The organism is Mesorhizobium delmotii, from assembly GCF_900149755.1.
Taxonomy (GTDB): Bacteria; Pseudomonadota; Alphaproteobacteria; order Rhizobiales; family Rhizobiaceae; genus Mesorhizobium; species Mesorhizobium delmotii.
The window spans coordinates 1,390,637-1,406,655 of sequence record NZ_FUIG01000013.1 but is presented as its reverse complement, the minus strand read 5'-3'; the positions used below and the strand labels follow the sequence as shown (position 1 = coordinate 1,406,655).

At 62.7% G+C, this 16,019-nt stretch carries 19 protein-coding genes; 5 read left to right on the top strand and 14 right to left on the bottom strand.

Going from position 1 to position 16,019, the window contains the following annotated elements:
- Positions 1-13 precede the first annotated feature (13 nt).
- Positions 14-370, bottom strand: coding sequence for an ArsC family reductase (locus BQ8482_RS08170; RefSeq protein ID WP_123146993.1), 357 nt, complete (start codon positions 368-370; stop codon positions 14-16).
- 166 nt (positions 371-536) lie between these two features.
- Between BQ8482_RS08170 and BQ8482_RS08165 the strand changes: the two genes are divergently transcribed.
- The 4 genes from BQ8482_RS08165 to BQ8482_RS08150 all read left to right on the top strand — a co-directional run bounded on the left by BQ8482_RS08165 (position 537) and on the right by BQ8482_RS08150 (position 2,264).
- Positions 537-902: an ArsR/SmtB family transcription factor gene (locus tag BQ8482_RS08165; protein WP_123146992.1), complete on the top strand. Its 366-nt coding sequence runs from the start codon at positions 537-539 to the stop codon at positions 900-902.
- Entirely contained in the window at positions 899-1,384 is a 486-nt protein-coding gene (locus BQ8482_RS08160; protein ID WP_123146991.1) for an SRPBCC family protein, read from the top strand. The genes BQ8482_RS08165 and BQ8482_RS08160 overlap by 4 nt, the downstream gene beginning before the upstream one ends.
- Positions 1,385-1,593: 209 nt before the next feature.
- Positions 1,594-1,860 carry an AbrB/MazE/SpoVT family DNA-binding domain-containing protein gene (locus BQ8482_RS08155; RefSeq protein WP_123146990.1) on the top strand — a complete coding sequence of 89 codons (267 nt, stop codon included), beginning with the start codon at positions 1,594-1,596 and terminating at the stop codon, positions 1,858-1,860.
- Positions 1,857-2,264 carry a type II toxin-antitoxin system VapC family toxin gene (locus tag BQ8482_RS08150; protein ID WP_123146989.1) on the top strand — a complete coding sequence of 136 codons (408 nt, stop codon included), beginning with the start codon at positions 1,857-1,859 and terminating at the stop codon, positions 2,262-2,264. The genes BQ8482_RS08155 and BQ8482_RS08150 overlap by 4 nt, the downstream gene beginning before the upstream one ends.
- A gap of 16 nt (positions 2,265-2,280) precedes the next feature.
- Here BQ8482_RS08150 and BQ8482_RS08145 read toward each other — a convergent pair whose 3' ends face one another.
- Genes BQ8482_RS08145 through BQ8482_RS08115 form a run of 7 tightly spaced genes read right to left on the bottom strand, consistent with a single transcriptional unit; the run spans position 2,281 to position 8,898 of the window.
- Positions 2,281-3,264, bottom strand: coding sequence for a 2-dehydropantoate 2-reductase (locus BQ8482_RS08145; RefSeq protein WP_123147464.1), 984 nt, complete (start codon positions 3,262-3,264; stop codon positions 2,281-2,283).
- Between the two features lie 2 nt (positions 3,265-3,266).
- On the bottom strand, positions 3,267-4,802 hold the full coding sequence (locus BQ8482_RS08140; RefSeq protein WP_123146988.1) for an acyl--CoA ligase: 1,536 nt from the start codon (positions 4,800-4,802) through the stop codon (positions 3,267-3,269).
- Entirely contained in the window at positions 4,795-5,493 is a 699-nt protein-coding gene (locus BQ8482_RS08135; protein ID WP_123146987.1) for a fumarylacetoacetate hydrolase family protein, read from the bottom strand. The genes BQ8482_RS08140 and BQ8482_RS08135 overlap by 8 nt, the downstream gene beginning before the upstream one ends.
- Before the next feature lie 2 nt (positions 5,494-5,495).
- The gene (locus BQ8482_RS08130; protein ID WP_123146986.1) at positions 5,496-6,251 is read right to left on the bottom strand and encodes an ABC transporter permease; all 756 of its coding nucleotides are present in this window, start codon (positions 6,249-6,251) and stop codon (positions 5,496-5,498) included.
- A 6-nt stretch (positions 6,252-6,257) separates the two neighbouring features.
- A complete protein-coding gene (locus tag BQ8482_RS08125; protein WP_123146985.1) occupies positions 6,258-7,061 on the bottom strand; it encodes an ABC transporter ATP-binding protein in 804 nt (267 codons plus the stop codon).
- Between the two features lies 1 nt (position 7,062).
- On the bottom strand, positions 7,063-7,890 hold the full coding sequence (locus BQ8482_RS08120; RefSeq protein WP_123146984.1) for an ABC transporter permease: 828 nt from the start codon (positions 7,888-7,890) through the stop codon (positions 7,063-7,065).
- Between the two features lie 12 nt (positions 7,891-7,902).
- Positions 7,903-8,898, bottom strand: coding sequence for an ABC transporter substrate-binding protein (locus tag BQ8482_RS08115; RefSeq protein ID WP_123146983.1), 996 nt, complete (start codon positions 8,896-8,898; stop codon positions 7,903-7,905).
- A gap of 177 nt (positions 8,899-9,075) precedes the next feature.
- Between BQ8482_RS08115 and BQ8482_RS08110 the strand changes: the two genes are divergently transcribed.
- Positions 9,076-9,768 (top strand): FadR/GntR family transcriptional regulator, encoded by a 693-nt coding sequence (locus tag BQ8482_RS08110; protein WP_123146982.1) that lies wholly within the window; start codon positions 9,076-9,078, stop codon positions 9,766-9,768.
- A gap of 65 nt (positions 9,769-9,833) precedes the next feature.
- Here the strand turns inward: BQ8482_RS08110 and BQ8482_RS08105 are convergent, their stop codons facing one another.
- The 6 genes from BQ8482_RS08105 to BQ8482_RS08080 form a co-directional block, all read right to left on the bottom strand.
- Positions 9,834-11,261 (bottom strand): aldehyde dehydrogenase family protein, encoded by a 1,428-nt coding sequence (locus BQ8482_RS08105; RefSeq protein ID WP_123146981.1) that lies wholly within the window; start codon positions 11,259-11,261, stop codon positions 9,834-9,836.
- Positions 11,262-11,300: 39 nt separating this feature from the next.
- Positions 11,301-12,386, bottom strand: a complete 1,086-nt coding sequence (locus tag BQ8482_RS08100; protein WP_123146980.1) for an ABC transporter ATP-binding protein — start codon at positions 12,384-12,386, stop codon at positions 11,301-11,303.
- On the bottom strand, positions 12,376-12,984 hold the full coding sequence (locus BQ8482_RS08095; protein ID WP_123146979.1) for a cupin domain-containing protein: 609 nt from the start codon (positions 12,982-12,984) through the stop codon (positions 12,376-12,378). Before BQ8482_RS08095 ends, BQ8482_RS08100 begins: the two co-directional genes overlap by 11 nt.
- Positions 12,985-13,189: 205 nt before the next feature.
- Positions 13,190-14,260 carry an ABC transporter substrate-binding protein gene (locus BQ8482_RS08090; protein WP_123146978.1) on the bottom strand — a complete coding sequence of 357 codons (1,071 nt, stop codon included), beginning with the start codon at positions 14,258-14,260 and terminating at the stop codon, positions 13,190-13,192.
- Positions 14,245-15,123, bottom strand: a complete 879-nt coding sequence (locus BQ8482_RS08085; RefSeq protein WP_123146977.1) for an ABC transporter permease — start codon at positions 15,121-15,123, stop codon at positions 14,245-14,247. Before BQ8482_RS08085 ends, BQ8482_RS08090 begins: the two co-directional genes overlap by 16 nt.
- Positions 15,120-16,007 (bottom strand): ABC transporter permease, encoded by an 888-nt coding sequence (locus BQ8482_RS08080; protein WP_123146976.1) that lies wholly within the window; start codon positions 16,005-16,007, stop codon positions 15,120-15,122. The genes BQ8482_RS08085 and BQ8482_RS08080 overlap by 4 nt, the downstream gene beginning before the upstream one ends.
- Between the last annotated feature and the right edge of the window lie 12 nt (positions 16,008-16,019).

Below are 16,019 nucleotides of genomic sequence, written 5' to 3'. Positions count from 1 at the left end.
AGCATCCGTCCGGCTACTTCAACCCGCCCACCGCCTGCTGATAGACATCAGGCTTGAAGCCGACGAGGATACGATCACCAAGATCGAGGACCGGCCGCTTGATCATCGTCGGCTTGGCCAGCATCAGCGCCTTGGCCTTGTTCTCGTCGAGGCTCAGCCTGTCCGTGTCCGACAGTTCGCGAAATGTCGTGCTCGCCTTGTTGAGCAGGATTTCCCAGCCGACGTTGCCGGACCAGCCGTCCAGCCGGTCCGCCCCCAGCCCCTCGACCCTGTAATCGTGGAACCGATAGGCGACATCGTGGCTCTCCAGCCAGACACGCGCCTTCTTGATCGTGTCGCAATTGGTGATGCCGTACATGGTGATCGTCAAAATTTTGGCCCTCGGACTGATCGCTCATCGAATCTGGCGCACCGTAAACCACCCTTCAGACATTGCCAGCGGCGACCCCGCAGGCATCCTCAGAATTTTTTGCTCTTGCCAATACTAAGGTTTTTACCTAAGTAACAAAAATTATGTGCTGTGACGCGAGGACGACATGACCGCCGCAACAACCCTGCAGACCGCAAGTCCGAACATCCCGCCGATCGACGGCATCTTCCGGGCACTTTCCGATCCGACGCGCCGCCGTGTTGTCGAGCGGCTGAACAGAAGCCCCGCCTCCGTCAGCGAGCTCGCGCAGCCATTCGACATGGCCCTGCCCTCCTTCATTGAACATCTCAGGGTTTTAGAAGGTTGCGGGCTGGTGCACTCGCAAAAGACTGGCCGGATCAGGACCTACCAACTCGCGCCTGAGCCGCTGAAACTCGCGGAAAACTGGCTGGCCGGGCAACGCGCGCTGTGGGAACGCCGTCTCGATCAATTCGACGACTACGTCCTAAAACTCAAGGAGAAAGACAAATGAGTTCGACCCTGCTGCTCAAACCCGACCCAAAACTCGACCTCGTTCTCGAACGCGTCATCGACGCGCCGCGCGAGCTTTTGTGGACAGCCTGGACGACGCCCGAACATGTTCGGCAATGGTTCACACCGAAGCCGTGGATCGTCACCGATTGCGAGATCGACCTCAGGCCCGGCGGCCTGTTCAGGACCCGCATGCAGTCGCCTGATGGCAAGGAGGTCAACGACCGGCATTGCTGCTACCTCGACATCGTGCCCAACGAGCGGCTGGTGTGGACCGATGCGTTGCTGCCCGGCTATCGGCCGTCAGGGGACCCGTTCATCACAGCGGTCATATCATTGCAGCCGGAAGGCAAGGCGACGCGCTACACCGCGACAGCCATCCACCGGGATGAAGCGACACGCAAGAACCACGAGGAGATGGGCTTTTTCGACGGCTGGGGAACAGTGGCCGACCAGCTTGCGGCGTATGTCAGGACGATTTGAGGCTGCGGCCTCGCTTTGCGCTTACATAGCCGGCAAAAAATCGTCGTGGCCGTTTAGATACCAGCGTCCGAGCTCTTTATAGAGGCCTGCCGGATGAGATGTAGGCGTTCCGCCCGAAACGGCTGCCGCCTGATGGTCGGGGAAGGCCGGCGCTTGAACGTAATGCACTTTTGCATTATATTTCAGGTTACCAATCAGGAGATTCCGCGATGACGACACTGACCGTAACGGCACGGGGGCAGGTCACTTTTCGGAAAGAAGTGCTCCAACACCTCGGCATTAAGCCGGGAGAAAAAATCGAACTGGATTTGCTACCGGGTGGCCGGGCAGAGCTAAAGGCATCGCAGCCGAAGGGATCGTTTCGGGACCTTCATGGTTTCCTGAAAGGGAAGACGAATGGCCAAGCTCTCACTATTGAGGAAATCAATGACGCAATTGCCGAGGCTGGTGCGGCCGCCGGGGCCGGCAAGGAATGAAGATCACGGCTGATACGAATGTTCTGCTCCGCGCCTATGTGGCTGACGATGCCAAGCAGGCGAGTGCCGCTGTCGAGTTGCTGGCAACCGCGGATATCGTGGCTGTAAGCTTACAATCCCTCTGCGAATTCACGTGGGTCTTGGCCCGCCAATATAAGACCGCCTGTGAGGACATTTCCGCCGCGATCCGTGCCCTGCTGAATACGGAGAATGTCGTGGTCAATCGGCCCGCAGTTGAAGCTGGTCTATCGGTCCTTGATGCTGGCGGTGATTTTGCTGATGGTGTGATTGCCTATGATGGTAGCTGGCTGGGCGGGGAAGTCTTCGTTTCCTTTGACAAAAAGGTTGTGAAGCTTCTTTCTTCACAAGGGCGTTCCACCCACCTCCTTAAGGCGAGCGCCTGAAACGTGTCTCATAGTCTCATATCAGATAGCAGCCGCGCTCGATGGCGAGGCGGCGCACCAGCGCCAGCACGCTGTCGATGGTGGGCGTCGGCTGGCCGGTTAGCCGGCCAAGCTCCTGGACCGCCGTCACCAGTGCGTCGATCTCCATCGGTCGGCCGCGCTCCAGATCCTGCAGCATCGACGTCTTGTGCTCGCCGACGTCGCCGGCTCCCTTGATGCGGCGGTCGACCGAGATCGGGAAACGGACGCCGAGCCTTTCGCCGATCGCCTGCGCTTCCAGCATCATGATGCGGGCAAGCGTGCGGGTTGCCTCGTCGGCAGCGATTGCCGCAAGCGTGCTGCCAGTCAGCGCGGAAATCGGGTTGAAGGAGAGATTGCCCCACAGCTTCACCCAGATTTCGCTTCGGATGTCGTCGCGAACCGGCACCTGCAGCCCCGCCGCAACCATCTCCTCGGCAAGCCGCGTGACACGTTCGCTCTTCTCGCCCGAGGGCTCACCAAGCGAGAAGCGTTTTCCCTCGATGTGGCGGACCAGGCCGGGCGCATCCACCTCAGCCGCGGGATAAACGACCGAGCCGATGACGCGATCCGGCCCGAGCCGATCCCAGATCACCCCACCTGGATCCACCGCTTGCAGCCGCGTACCTTCGAGCGATCCGCCCATCTTGTGGAAATACCACCACGGCACGCCATTCTGCATGGTGACGACGGCCGTCCCCTCGCCCAGCAGCGGCGTGATCTGGTCGAGCGCTGGCGCAAGCGAATGGGCCTTGAGCGCCAGCACGACATAGTCCTGGACACCTAGCTCTTGCGCCTGCGCGGCGGCCCTGACAGAGGCGACGGATTCATGACCGTCTTCGATCAGGCGAAGCCCGGCCGTCCTGATCGCTTCGAGATGAGCGCCCCGCGCCACGATCGATAGATCGACGCGGCCGGCCATGGCAAGTTTGGCCGCGAGATAGCCGCCGATCGCGCCGGCGCCAAAAATGGTGATTCGCATCATTATCCCAGCCCGGGTTTGGCAAGACCGAGTTTGGTCGCGAGACCGATGCGCTGCAGCTTGCCCGTCGCGCCCTTCGGGATTTCGTCCAGGATCAGGACAATGCGCGGCACCTTGAAGTCGGCAAGCCGGAGCGCGGCAAAGCTGCGGATGTCGCCTTCGGTGGCGGCCATGCCCTCGCGCAGCACGATCGCAGCCGCGACCTCCTCGCCGAGCTTGTCGTGTGGCGTGGCGAAGGTGACGACCTGGGCCACCGCCGGATGATCCATCAGCACGTCGTCGACCTCGAGCGGCGAGATCTTCTCGCCGCCACGATTGATGATCTCCTTGAGCCGGCCGGTGACACGCAGATAACCGTCGTCGTCGAGCATGCCCTGGTCGCCGGTATGAAACCAGCCATGCGCGAAGGCGGCGGCATTGGCGTCCAGATTGTTCTCGTAGCCAGCGGTGACATTGGGCCCGCGAATGACGATCTCGCCGGTCTCACCGGGCTGCAGCAATTGCCCGTCCAGCGCCATCACCGCCACTTCCGGTCCGGCGGCGGCGCCGACGCTGCCCGGCTTGCGCAGGCCCGGCGGCAACCGGTTCGAGGCCATCTGGTGCGCGGCCTCGGTCATGCCGTAGGATTCGATCACCGGACAGCCGAAGGTCGCCTCAAGCTCCGCCATCACTTGCGGCGGGAGCGATGCCGAGGACGAGCGGATGAAGCGAAGAGGCGCGGCGGCCAATGCATCGGCATTGCGCGCCGCCCGCGGCAGGATCGCCTGATGCATGGTCGGCACGGCCGTGTACCAGCTCGGCCGCGCCTCGCTAAGCCAATGGAAGAAGCGCAGCGCGTTGAAGCCCGGTGTGCAGAAGACGCCGCCGCCGGCCGCGAGCGAGGACAGCACCGCCGCGATCAGCCCATGGATGTGGAACAGCGGCATGATGTTGAGGCAGCGATCGCCGGCTGTCAGGCCGAGCGTAGCGCCGATATGTGCGGCCGAGGCGGCGAGATTGGCATGGCTGAGCGGCACCAGCTTGGGTCGTGACGTGGTGCCAGACGTGTGCAGCAACAGCGCGATGTCGCCGTCCTCAGCCAATTCGGGCGCAGCCGGCGGGCCGATCGGTTCACCCTCGATCCCAAAGCTTCCGGCTGGCGCGTCACGGAGTGCTATGAGCCTGAGCACAGCTATACCCAGGCGCTCGGCAACCGCGACCGCCGGACCACTCTCGTCCTCGGCGACCAGGATTGCGTTGGCGCCGATGTCGGAGAGATAAAAATCGAGCTCGTCGGCCCGGTAGGCCGGATTGAGTGGCGCCGTCGACGCCGCCGCCGCCACCGCGACAAAGGCCGTCGCCATCTCCGGCCCGTTCGGCAGCACGATGGCCACCCGGTCGCCACGGCCGAGGCCCAGCGCATGCAGTTGCGCCGCCGTCTCGGAGATCAGGCGGCGCAGTCCGCCATGCGTGAGCGTGATCCTGTCGGGCGCCGAAATCGCCGGCGCATCATCCGCACCGGCAGCAAGTCGTTCAATGATCGACGCCGCTTCAGACAACGCGAACCTCTAGGTCGCCGACGCCATCGATATGACCGCGAAGAACATCACCGCGAACCACCGCCCCGACGCCCGCCGGTGTGCCGGAAAGAATGACGTCTCCCGGCATCAGCGTGAAGAGACCTGAGAGATAGCTGATCATTTCCGGAACTTTCCAAATCATCTGGTTGAGGTCGCCGGTCTGTTTTCGCTGGCCATTGACGTCCAGCCAAATCGCTCCCTGGGTTGGATGGCCGATCGAGCTTGCCGGAACCAATGGCGTACATGGCGCTGATGCCTCGAAGGCCTTGCCGACCTCCCATGGACGGCCCATGTCCTTCGCCTTACCTTGCAGGTCGCGCCGCGTCATGTCGAGACCTACGCCGTAACCGAACACGCAGTCCAGAGCCTTTTCGACCGGGATATTCGTACCGCCGCTTTTCAGCGCCACGACCATTTCGATCTCGTGATGGACATCGTTGGAAGCCGGAGGATACGGAAAGTCCCCTGTCGTATCGAGGTTGTCGGGGTTCTTCTGGAAGAAGAACGGCGGCTCCTTGTTGGGGTCGTGTCCCATCTCGACTGCATGCGCGGCATAGTTCCGTCCGACGCAATAGACCCGGTGCACCGGAAACATTTTGTCGGTTGCCGCCACCGGGATGCTGGGGATTGCGATCGGTTCGATGACATAGCTTGAGGTGGTGCCGTGCATGTTCACTGTCTTGCTCCTGCATAGTATTCGACTTTGGCTTCGGCCCTTTCGATCAGTTCGGCGATCAGCAGGGCGAAGGCAAAAAGGATGATGGTCAAGGCCCAGAATTCGGCCATGCGGAAATTTCGCGAGAAGGTCTCGAACAGCGCGCCGTAACCGACGATGGCGACGAGCAACTGGCCGATGACGACGCCCTTGACGCCGCGGATGAGGCCGAGACGGATGCCGGCAAGGATCTCCGGAAGAGCCGCCCACAGGATGATCTTGCTATAAAGCGCCGGGCGCGATGCGCCATAGGAACGCGCCATTTCGATAAGCGACGGCGAGATGTGGCGGACCCCGGCGCGGGTGTCGAGAACGATGATCCAGATCGCAAACAGGAACACTGCCGCAACGATCGTCTTCTCGCCGAAGCCGAACAGGATCATCAGTACGGGGACGATCGCCGAGAGCGGTGCGCTTGAAAAGATGTTGACCCACATGCCGAGCAGGTCGTCGGCGATCTTGATGCGTCCCATCAGGATGCCCAATGGCACGCCGATAACGATCGACAGGGCCATGCCCATGGCGAAGGCACGAAGGGTCGTGACCGTCGCACTCTGCCAGGACGGCGTCTGCACGAGACCGACCGCTGCAACCAGCACGTCGCTAAACGGCGGCAGCAGAAAGACAAGGTCGAGCCGGCCGACGATTTCCCATACGACGCACCAGACGAGCAAGGACGCCATCATTGGTACTCGGTAGCCCAACAAGGTCATGGCCGGTCACTCCACATACTGCTTCAGCCCCTGCCATATCTCCTCGACCGTATCGAGATAGTGCCTGTCGCGATGAATGCGCTCGGGGTCGCCGGAGCGGTCGATTTCCGGTTCAATGATCTGCGAAACGCGGCCGGGTCTCGGTGACAGCAAGACGATGCGGTCGGAAATGTAGACCGCCTCCTCGATCGAGTGCGTCACGAAGATGAAGGTCTTGTTCTGGCTGGTGCGCAGCCGGATCAGGTCTTCCTGGAACTTCCGCCGGTTCTGCTCGTCGACCGCCGAAAACGGTTCATCGAGGAGCAGGACGTCGGCATCGACCGACAAGGCCCGCGCCAAGCCGACTCGCTGGCGCATGCCGCCCGACAGTTCGTGCGGGTATTTGTCCTCGAAGCCGGCGAGACCCACCTCGGCGATGTAGCGGCGCGCGATCTCCTCGCGCTCGGCCTTGTTGGTGCCGCGCAATTCCAGTCCGAAGGCGACGTTGCGTGTCACGGTCGCCCACGGCATCAGCGCAAAGTCCTGGAACACGAAAGCGCGTTCGGGGCCGGGTGCGCCGACGCGCTTGCCGTTGATCGCGACGGTGCCGCCATCGGCCCGTATCAGGCCAGCTATGATCTTCAACAGCGTCGTTTTTCCGCAACCGCTGGGTCCGAGCAGGCTGGTCAGCTTGCCCCTGGGAAAATCGAGGTCGATGCCGCGCAGCGCCTCGACATTGCCGTAGGTCTTGGAAATTCCCCTCACTTCCACGATCGAATCGATCGGGGCGGGAACCGGCGACGGTCCATTTCGCAATGCGGTCGCGCCCATCTTAAGCACCTCTACTCTCGGGCCTGAAAACTCGGACTTCCACCCACTGCAGAAAGACGAGCGTCAGGGTGGAAAGCGCGATGATCGAGGCAATTGTTGCGTACATCTCGGCGTAGTCTGCGCGCGAGCGGTGGAAGGTGATGAGGTCGCCGATGCCGGTCGGGGTAATCAGCAATTCGGCGAGCACCACGCCGACGAACCCGGCAGCGACGCCGAGGCGCAAGCCGGCAAAAATCACCGGGCTGGCGTCCGGAAGAATGATCTTGACGACGGTCTGCCAGCGTGTGCCCAGGAACGATCGGCACATGACCAGCAGCGACTCGTTGACGTTGCGCACGGCCTTGTAGGTGTTGAGCACGATGACCGGCAGCGCCAGGATCATGACGGCGAGCGTCTTGGCGGTCATGCCTATTCCGTAGACGAAGGTGACCATCGGAATGAAGGCGGCGACGGGCGCTGCCTGAAGCACGATGAACACAGGGATCACCAGCCATTCGCCGGTGCGCCACAGGCCACAGATCGTGCCGAGGCCGACACCCAGGAACGCCGACAGGACAACACCGAGCACCAGCGGCTGCAGTGTCGAGAGGTATGCGGTTGCCAAGCTGCCGTCGGCGAGCAGCCCGAAAAACGCGACGATGGTGTCGGAAAAAGTCGGAAAGGCGAAGCTGACGGGAATGCGCCCGGCCACCTCCCAGATTCCCGCGAACAGGGCGATCGACACGAGCCTGAGCAGGACCGGTTGGTCCCACGATGCGCCCGTCGCACTGCGATTGGAAAGAGGAGCGAGGCCGGCAGGCTCGCCGTCGGTTCTGATGCTTACGGCCATCCGGCAGGCCGCCTATTTCTTGCCGAGCTTGGCGACGGCGCGGTCGATCGCAGAGACATCCCAGAAGTCCTCGACCTTGAGGCTCGCTGGGTCGCCTTCGATCTGGCCGGCAAGGCTGAAGAAGGCAAAGTCGTCTTTGGCCGCATCCGCTCCGCCGCCATTCAGCGCAAGGCTGCCGGCTTCCGCGGTTTCCTTGTAGTATTCGGTGATTTCGCTGTCGGCTTCAGCGCCGAGATCCGGCAGCAGTTTGTATTTGTTGCGAAGCTCGACCGCCACCGCCGGGTTCGCGGTTATTTCCCGCGCGGTCTTCATCAGTTCCTCGACCAGGATGTCGACGTCAGCGGCGTTGCTCTTCAGATAGTCTGCGGTCGCGAAAAGCGCTTCATCCGAGGCGCCGAGATCCTCGACCGGCAGAACGATGAACTTGCCGGGGGCTTCGGCCTCGAGCGCGCGCCGGTTGGCGGCATCGACGATCGACGCCTTGATGGTTCCCTGCAGCAGCGCATTGCGGCGAACCTCGGAACCCGGGACATAGCTGATGTTGCCGAGTTTGATGCCGTGGTTTTTCGCCATCAAGAGCATGACCGCCTCGGTGCCGGAGCCGCGCGCCTGAACGGCGACCTCCTGCCCGTCGAGATCCTTCCATTCCTTGTAGAATTCGCTGTTGACGACAGGGAAGAAGCGCAGCGTCGATATCTGCGCGAAAATCCGGATCGGCACGCCAACCTTCTGGATCAAAGTATAGGGCGCGCCGATGCCGACATCGGCCTGACCGCCGACAATCGCCTGGGCAGCCAGATCCTCGTCATTGAGAACAATGAGCTCGACATTCACGCCGCGTTCCTTGGCGCGCTCTATCGCGGCGAGCGTCTGGATGGATTCGATCCCGGGAAGGTCGCCGAATGCGATGCGCATGTCGCCCGCATTTGCGGCCGACAGGGGCAGTGACCATGCCAGAGCCGCGGCGAAAGCGGTGGCAAGGATGGTACGTCTGGTCATGCTGGCCATTGTCATTCCTCCCGTTTTTTGTAACCATTACCTTAATTGGTTAAGGCTACGGAGAGGATTGGTCAAGGAGAAACTGCGCATGTCGGACATGCGGGCCTGGAAAACTCGGCAGTTGACGGTTTGAGCTAATCGTTTTAACACCGATAAACGGAAATCATACGCGAATTGGTTAGATTGATGGACGATCCCGGTAATGGCGGCCACGCTGCCCTGGTTCAGCTTCAGGCCTATCTTGCCCAGATGGACCATGCCGGTGAGACTCGGCTGCCCGCCGAGCGGGAACTGTCCGAGAGCCTCGGCGTATCGCGCGGCGATCTGCGCAAGGCGCTGGCGGTGCTCGAGAAGGACGGCCGCATCTGGCGTCACGTCGGCAGGGGTACCTTCGTCGGCAGTGGACCGGTCGAGGAGACGATCGGGATTTCGGAAATCGCAGGGCGCACCAATCCGGCCGACGTGATGCGCGCGCGCCTCATCATCGAGCCCGAGATTGCGCGCGAAGCGGCGCTGCACGCCACGCTTTCCGATATTGCGGCGATGCGGCAATCGCTGGTGCAGACGCGGGAAGCCGTCACATGGCGGCAATACGAAAATATCGACAATCTGCTCCACCGGCAGATTGCGCAGGCGAGCCGCAATAATGTGCTGCTCGGCCTGTTCGACGTCCTGAACGCCGTGCGCCGAACCGTAGTCTGGGGACGTCTTCGCTCAGAAGGCGCCCGCCCTCCGGCAGACCATCACAGCTTCGCCGACCATGAACGGATCGTCGAAGCGATCGCCGAGCGTGACCTCGGCGGCGCGGCGGCAGCGATGCGGCTGCATCTCCAACAGGTCGAGCGGCGCCTGATCCCTGTTCGCGAAGCCGCTGAATAGCTCGGATTGACCCGCTACAGCGCCGCGCGTCCTTCTTGGATGCGCGGCGCTGTTCGGGTTAAGCCCTAAGCGCCGTAGCCGATGATGCCCTTGATCTCGAGGAAATCGTGGATTGCCCAGTCGGCATATTCGCGGCCGTTGCCCGATTGCTTGTAGCCGCCGAACGGCGCGAAGGTGTCCCACTCCGGATAGTTGATCGAGACCTGTCCGGCGCGCAGGCGGCCGGCGATCTTTCGCGCGTGGTCGATATCGCCGGACTGCACATAGGCGGCGAGGCCGTAGACCGTGTCGTTGGCGATCTTCACCGCGTCGTCATCGTCATCATAGGAGATGACCGAAAGCACCGGCCCAAAAATCTCCTCCTTCTCGATGGTCATGCCCGGCTTGACGTGGCCGAAGACGGTCGGTCGCACGTAATAACCGCGATTAAGATGCTCCGGCCGGCCGGGACCGCCGGTGACCAGCGTAGCACCCTCGGCGATGCCGGCCTCGATCAGCCGCTGGATCTTGTCGAACTGGATGTTGCTGACCACCGGCCCGAGCTTGGTCTCTTCCGAGCGCGGATCGCCGACCTTGTGCGCCTCTGCCGCCTTCTTGGCGATCACCAGCGCCTCATCGTGGCGGGCGGCCGGCACCAGCATGCGCGTCGGCGCATCGCAGGACTGGCCGCTATTGCCGAAACAGGCGTTGACGCCCTTGCGCACGGCCTTCTCGAAGTCGGCATCGGCAAGCACGATGTTGGGCGATTTGCCGCCGAGTTCCTGCGCCACGCGCTTGACCGTCTCGGCCGCCGTCTTGGCGACGATGATGCCGGCCCGGGTCGAGCCGGTGAACGAGACCATGTCGACATCCGGATGGCCGGCCATGACCTGGCCGACATCGGGACCGGTGCCGTTGACCATGTTATAGACCCCCTTCGGCGTGCCGGCCGCTTCCATCACTTCCGAAAAGACGATGCCGCTGATCGGCGCGATCTCGGAAGGCTTCAGCACGACGGTGCAGCCGGCGGCGATCGCCGGCGCCACCTTGCAGACAATCTGGTTGAGCGGCCAGTTCCACGGCGTGATCAGCGCGCAGACGCCGATCGGCTCCTTGACCACCATGGTGGTGCCGCGCTTCTCGCTGAATTCGTAATCCTCCAGCGCATGAATAGTGGCTTCCATATGCGCCCTGCCCGCCCAGGCCTGCGCCTCGCGCGCCCAGGTGATCGGCGCGCCCATTTCCTGGCTGACGGCCTGCGCGATGTCCTCGTAGCGCTCGTTGTAGACTTCGAGGATGCGCTTCAGCAGCTGCAGGCGCTCGGCCTTGCTGGTCTGCGAGAAGGCCGGAAAGGCTGCCTTCGCCGCTGCCGCGGCGCGATCCACATCGGCCTTCGAGCCGACCGAGATTTTCGTATAGGCCTCTTCGGTTGACGGGTCGATCACATCCAGCGTTGCCGGCACCACGGGCGCGACCCATTTTCCGTCGATAAAGAAGTTCAGGTGATTGCTCATGGGTAGTGCTCCGGTTTTCTGGAAAGGACGGGGATCAGATTAGCCGGGTAGCATAGGGCAGTTAGCGCCGCGGCGCAGGCTGATATGCGCCACATCGCCGACGCTGAATTGAAAACCTTCCGCCCGGCGTGGCGCATCGATCACCACTGGTATCCCCTGCCCCAATTCGGCGTGCAGGCGCAAGGTGCGACCGTGAAAGATGATGCTGCTCACCCGCACCGGCGCGGTGCCGGTCGCTGCTTCGGTCGTCGCTAAAAGATCCTCCGGACGCACACCGATGGTTCGCATCGAGCCTTCTCCCGGCGCTTCGCCGGTTTCCGATGTGGCTTCGAGCGGCAAGGCGCCGGCGGCGAAACGCAACCGATCGCCGTCACGGCCGACAAAGCGCGACTGCAGCAGGTTCATCGTGCCGATGAAACTGGCGACGAATTTGGTGGCGGGCCGGTCGTAGAGCGTGGCCGGCGGCGCAATCTGCTCGATGCGGCCCCTGTTCATGACGACGATACGATCGGAGATCGACAGCGCCTCGGTTTGGTCGTGGGTGACCAGGACGAAGGTAGTGCCGAGCCGCGACTGCAGCCGCTTCAATTCGACCTGCATCTGTTCGCGCAGATGCGCGTCGAGCGCCGACAGCGGCTCGTCGAGCAGCAGCACACGCGGTTCGCAGACAATCGCACGGGCAAGCGCGACGCGCTGGCGCTGGCCGCCCGACAATTCGGACACGCGGGCGCCGAGCTTCTCGGCAAGGCCAACCATGTCGAGCGCTTCGCCGACGCGCTTTGCCTGTTCTGCCCCGGAAAGCTTGCGCAGCGACAGGCCGAAGCCGACGTTTTCGGCGACGTCCATGTGCGGAAACAGCGCATAGTCCTGGAACACGGTGTTGACGGGACGGTCGAACGGCCGCAGCGAAGTAACGTCACGGCCGTCGAGCAGCACCCGTCCGCTCGACGGGCTTTCGAAACCAGCGATCACCCGCAGGCTGGTGGTTTTGCCGCAGCCGGATGGGCCGAGCAAGGTCAGGAACTCGCCGCGGGCGATGTCGAGATCGACGGCGTCCAGCCCGACGCCGCCGCCAGGAAAAATCTTCGACACTGCATCCAGCCGGACGAGAGGTTCAGGCGCCATCGCGAACCTCGGACGGCTTGGTCGTGTTGACCCAGAGGATTTGGCAGCGCTCGGCGCCCGGATTGCGGAAAGCATGCAGCAAGGTGCTCTTGAAGGCGAAGCTGTCGCCGGTCTTCAGCCCATAGGCGGTTGAATCGATCACGAGTTCGACTTCGCCCGACAGGACGAAACCGAATTCGTGGCCGGGATGGGCGTAGGCTTCGACGGTGCCGCCGCCGGCTTCCACCGTCACCAGCATGCCGTTGAGCGTAGCGGCCGGCGGCGACAGCAGCGCCTTGGCAATGCCTTCCGACTTCACCGGGATCTGGCGCCGACTGTTGGCGCGCACGCAATAGAGATCGCTGACGGCATCGTTGCCGTCAGCAATCAGCGCCGACGGCTCGATGTCGAGAGCGGCGGCGAGCGGCCAGATCACCTTGACGCGAAGCGAGGACAGGCCGCGCTCGATCTGGCTGAGAGCACCGATCGAAACGCCGGCCTTGGCGGCAAGCTCGGCCAGCGAAAGACTGCGTTCCAGCCTAAGCGCGCGCACGCGCCGGCCGACCCGCACATCGGCGTCGTCTTTCGGCTTTTCAGCCGCTTGGTCCAGTATATCCATCTGTTTCCCGACCTCGTTTTCGGTATCCTGGAGTGGCGCCGCGCGGTTCTCCCTTCTCCCCGGGGGAGAAGGGAGATCGGCGCGCAGGCCGAGACGGTTGAGAGGTGCTGGCCGGAGTGCGGTTGGTGCCAAGCTGGAACACCCCTCCTCCGACCGAGCTCCGCTCGGCCACCTTCTCCCACAAGGGGAGAAGGAAAAGCCAGGTTCAGCCGCCTGCCTTGACCTTCTCGAACATCTTAGCGAGTTCGTCATTCTGTTTCATCGGCCCGGTGAAGACGGTGGTCTTCAGCATCACTTCCGGATCGGACGGCAGTTGCAGCTTTTCCAGTTCCTCCTTCGGCACCGCGGCGAAGGCCGAGCTGTCTGAGCTGCCGTAACCATAGGCCTGAATCAGGTATTTTCCCGAATCCGTCTCCAGCCGGCTGTTGATGAAATCATAGGCGAGGTCGACATTCTTGGCGTCCTTGAGCATGACGAAGCCGCACGCCCAGGTCAGCATGCCTTCCTTAGGCTTCATGAACTCGACGGGTACACCCTGCTTCTTCAGCGAGGTGGCCGACGCGTTCCAGGTCATGGCGGCGACCAACTGGCCACTCGCCAGCGCCTGTTCGACCGAGGTCATGTCGGTGGTGTAGTTGGAGAGCAGCGGGCGCTGCTCGCGCAGTTTTTCAGCCACCTTTTCCATCTGTTCCGGCGTCATGTCGAACGGATTGACGCCGGCGAGAAGCGCCGCCACCACCGGCGTATCGTGGACGGCGTCGATCGTCGCCATGCGCCCGGCATATTGTTTGTCCCACAGCAGGTTCCAACTCGGTTCCGGGTTCTTCACCAGATCGGTGCGGTAAAGGATCGAGGTGTTGCCCCAGTCCCACGGCACCATCCAGACCTTGCCCTCGCCGGCCTGCAGGTCGGGCAGGTTCTTGAAGACCGGAAAGATCGAATCCCAGTTCTTGATGCGCTTGGTATCGATCGGCTGCAGCAGGCCTTCCTTGTTCCAGCGCGCCACCTTGTCGTAGCAGGGATGCGCGACATCCGGGCGGAAACCGGCCTTGACCTTGGTGAAGGCGTCATCGTCGTCGCCGAACATCGAGGCCTCGACGCCATCGGGGTGTGCGGCGAGGAAGCTCTTGTTGAAGTCGGGCAGTTCGTAGCCCGACCAGGTGAAATATTGCAGCTTGTCGGCCGCAAGCGCGACGGTCGACGAAAGCGCCAGCGCGAAGGCTGCCAATCCGGCTTGGACTGTCTTGCGATTAATCGATTTCAGGTCGAATGCCATTGCAGTTCTCCTCTTTCGGTTTCTTCTGGTTTGGACAGGTTGGCGGGCAGCGGCCGCTGGGCGGCGGTAAGCCCGCGATGGCGCAGGATTTCGGCAATTGCCGCGATGACGAAGGACACGGCCAGGATGGCCGTGCCCAGCGCCATGACGGTCGGCAGCGATTTCGGGAATCGCAGTTGGCTCCAGATGTAAAGCGGCAGCGTCGGCTCGGTGCCGGCGAGGAAGAAGGCGACGATGAACTCGTCGAAGGAGGACAGGAAGGCCAGCATGAACGCTGATACAATGGCGGGCAGGCTGAGCGGCAGCATGACCCGCCTGAATGTCGTCCAGTCGGACGCGCCGAGATCGAGCGCCGCCTCACGGATGGTCTTGGGGATAGCGGCGAAGCGGCTTTTCATGATCACCACCGTCGTAGGCAGCGCCACCAATATGTGGCCGAGCACGATGGCGGTGCGCGATGGACCGAAGCCAATGAGGTTGACCAGGATCAACAGCGAGATGCCGACGATGACGCCGGGAATCAGGATCGGCAGCCGCGCGATGGCGCTGATCGTGGCGGCAAGCGGCGAGCGGCCGAAGAGATCCATGTAGGACACGGTGATGCCGCAGAGCGTGGCACCGGTGGCGGCAATTGCACCGATGACGAGGCTGTTGGCAAGGGCGCCGGACAGCGCCGAATTGCCGGACAGCGTCTTGTACCATTCAAACGTGAAGCCTTGCAGCGGAAACGCCGCCTGGATCGAATCGTTGAAGGAAAACAGCGGGATCAGCAATACCGGCAAATACAGAAATACCAGGTAGACAAGGACGTAGGCGCCGAGCCAACTCCCACCTTTCTTAGCGTCTTTCCGCGCCGCGCTCATGTCCGGCTGCCAAATCTGCGGTCGGCGGAACGCACGACCAGCACCACGGCAAGGATGACCAGCATGACGGCAACGGCGAGTGCTGCGCCGAACGGCCAGTCATTTGCCTTGCCGAACTGGGCCTGGATCAGCGAGCCGATCATGGTGCTGGCAGGGCCGCCGACCAGCGCGGGGGTTACATAGTCGCCGACCGTCGGCACGAAGACGACGAGAGCCGCCGCCAGCACGCCCGGCATCGAGTTCGGCAGCACGACGCGGCGGAAGCTGGTGAACGGTCTGGCGCCGAGATCGGATGCGGCTTCGAGCAGCGATTTCGGGATCGTGTCCAGCGCCACATAGATGGGCAGGATGGCGAACGGCGCATAGGCGTGAGCCAGCGTGACGATGACGGCGGCCGGCGTGTTGAGAAACGCCAGTGTCGGTTCGGACCAGATGCCGCTTTCGATGAGCGCCGAGTTCAGCACGCCATTGTAGGCAAGCACGATCTTCCAAGCGAAGACGCGCAAGAGATAGCTGGTCCAGAACGGCAGCGTCACCAGAAACAGCAGCAGCCCGCGCCGCCTTCCGGCATGGAAGGCCAGGTAGTAGGCGACGGGATAGGCGGTGACGACCGTGGCCAGCGTCACCAGGCCGGCAATGGCCAGCGAGCGCAGCGTTACCGTCCAGTACAGCGGGTCGGATGCCACGGTGATGAAATTCGCAAAAGTGAAACCGGCGCCCAGCAGCGAACCGTCATTGCCGCGAAGGGCGAGGAAAACCACGAGGCCGAGGGCAAACAGGATCAGGAAGAAGGTGACCAGCCCGCCCGGCAGCAGCATGGCCAACCGGAAACCCGTCGAGGACCTGGACTCCGGCAGCGGCTGCCTTGCAACGATGGTCGACATCAGGGTTGCCCA

Coding starts and splice junctions, on each gene's coding strand:
- BQ8482_RS08165 (WP_123146992.1), top strand. CDS start 537: ATGACCGCCGCAACAACCCTGCAGACCGCAAGTCCGAACATCCCGCCG.
- BQ8482_RS08160 (WP_123146991.1), top strand. CDS start 899: ATGAGTTCGACCCTGCTGCTCAAACCCGACCCAAAACTCGACCTCGTT.
- BQ8482_RS08155 (WP_123146990.1), top strand. CDS start 1,594: ATGACGACACTGACCGTAACGGCACGGGGGCAGGTCACTTTTCGGAAA.
- BQ8482_RS08150 (WP_123146989.1), top strand. CDS start 1,857: ATGAAGATCACGGCTGATACGAATGTTCTGCTCCGCGCCTATGTGGCT.
- BQ8482_RS08145 (WP_123147464.1), bottom strand. CDS start 3,264: ATGCGAATCACCATTTTTGGCGCCGGCGCGATCGGCGGCTATCTCGCG.
- BQ8482_RS08135 (WP_123146987.1), bottom strand. CDS start 5,493: ATGCACGGCACCACCTCAAGCTATGTCATCGAACCGATCGCAATCCCC.
- BQ8482_RS08130 (WP_123146986.1), bottom strand. CDS start 6,251: ATGACCTTGTTGGGCTACCGAGTACCAATGATGGCGTCCTTGCTCGTC.
- BQ8482_RS08125 (WP_123146985.1), bottom strand. CDS start 7,061: ATGGGCGCGACCGCATTGCGAAATGGACCGTCGCCGGTTCCCGCCCCG.
- BQ8482_RS08120 (WP_123146984.1), bottom strand. CDS start 7,890: ATGGCCGTAAGCATCAGAACCGACGGCGAGCCTGCCGGCCTCGCTCCT.
- BQ8482_RS08115 (WP_123146983.1), bottom strand. CDS start 8,898: ATGGCCAGCATGACCAGACGTACCATCCTTGCCACCGCTTTCGCCGCG.
- BQ8482_RS08110 (WP_123146982.1), top strand. CDS start 9,076: ATGGACGATCCCGGTAATGGCGGCCACGCTGCCCTGGTTCAGCTTCAG.
- BQ8482_RS08105 (WP_123146981.1), bottom strand. CDS start 11,261: ATGAGCAATCACCTGAACTTCTTTATCGACGGAAAATGGGTCGCGCCC.
- BQ8482_RS08100 (WP_123146980.1), bottom strand. CDS start 12,386: ATGGCGCCTGAACCTCTCGTCCGGCTGGATGCAGTGTCGAAGATTTTT.
- BQ8482_RS08095 (WP_123146979.1), bottom strand. CDS start 12,984: ATGGATATACTGGACCAAGCGGCTGAAAAGCCGAAAGACGACGCCGAT.
- BQ8482_RS08090 (WP_123146978.1), bottom strand. CDS start 14,260: ATGGCATTCGACCTGAAATCGATTAATCGCAAGACAGTCCAAGCCGGA.
- BQ8482_RS08085 (WP_123146977.1), bottom strand. CDS start 15,123: ATGAGCGCGGCGCGGAAAGACGCTAAGAAAGGTGGGAGTTGGCTCGGC.
- BQ8482_RS08080 (WP_123146976.1), bottom strand. CDS start 16,007: ATGTCGACCATCGTTGCAAGGCAGCCGCTGCCGGAGTCCAGGTCCTCG.